The sequence below is a fragment of the Nguyenibacter vanlangensis genome (assembly GCF_013376155.1).
GTDB classification, from domain to species: domain Bacteria; phylum Pseudomonadota; class Alphaproteobacteria; order Acetobacterales; family Acetobacteraceae; genus Gluconacetobacter; species Gluconacetobacter vanlangensis.
Window position 1 is genome coordinate 1 of record NZ_JABXXP010000873.1, and the last position, 1,045, is coordinate 1,045.

2 protein-coding genes are annotated in these 1,045 nt (G+C 70.0%); both read right to left on the reverse strand.

Annotated features, from left to right (window positions below):
• A partial coding sequence (locus tag HUK84_RS19790; protein ID WP_456306683.1) for a GHMP family kinase ATP-binding protein occupies positions 1-432 on the reverse strand: 432 nt, incomplete at its 3' end.
• Positions 386-1,045, reverse strand: a 660-nt coding sequence (locus HUK84_RS19795) for a tetratricopeptide repeat protein (RefSeq protein ID WP_176641732.1), incomplete at its 5' end; no start/stop codon positions are given. The genes HUK84_RS19790 and HUK84_RS19795, both read right to left, overlap by 47 nt.

A 1,045-nucleotide genomic window follows, 5' to 3' on the forward strand; every position in this document is an offset into this window, starting at 1 on the left:
GTCGGCCGAACCGCCGCCGATGCCCGACGCCACCGGCAGATTCTTTTCCAGCACGATCCGCACCGGCGCCAGCAGATCCGTATCGTCCAGTTCGGCACGCAGCAGCCGGGCGGCGCGCAGGATCAGGTTGCTGTCGCCGTCGGCGACCAGGCCGGCGCCGAACGGGCCGGTGATATCCAGGCCGACCGCCCCCGGCCTTCCTATCTCCGGTCTTCCTATCTCCGGTCTTCTCTGGGCGGGATGCAGGCTCAGCACGTCGCCCGCGTCGGCGAAGACCACCAGGCTGTCCAGCAGGTGATAGCCGTCCGGACGCCGCCCCGTGACATGCAGATAGAGATTGATCTTGGCGTGGGCGGATTCGTGCAGCGGGCCAATCACGGTCGGTTCAGTCCTTCTTCCGGTCCGCGCGGCCCTGGCCGGCGGACACGTCATGGCCCTCGCGGGCCGCATCGGCCAGGGCCGCGCGGATCTTTCGCGCGTCCGAGGGCTCGGCGGGCAACAACTGGGCCACGTGCCATTGATTGACGGCCTCCAGCTTGCGGCCCGATTTCCAATAGGCGACGCCCAGGTGGTAATTGACCGCCGGGTCCTCGGGCGTCTGCTCGGCGGCGCGTTCCAGCAGCCCGAGCCCTTCGGCCACCCGGCCCCGGCACACCAGGACCCAGCCCAGACTGTCGCGAATCGCCGCATCCTGCGGGTCGATCGCGACCGCGCGGCGCAGCATGGTTTCGGCCCGGGGCAGGTTGCTGCCGCGCTCGGCCAAGGAATATCCCAGGTAATTCAGCAAGATCGCCTCGTTCGGCGCCAGGTCCAGCGCATGTTGCAGGTCCGCCTGCGCCTGGGGCCAGCGATCGGCGCGATCCAGGGCCACGGCACGGCCGAACAGCAGCGTCCAGTCGTCGCCCGACAGACGCCCCCGCGCGGCGACAGCGCGGCTGTAGGACTCGATCGCCTCCGGCCAGTCCTGGCGCGCCGACTGCACGTCGCCCAGCACCTGCCATAGCTGGGATTGCCCGGGCTGGGCCCGGACCAGGTCGTGCAGGAT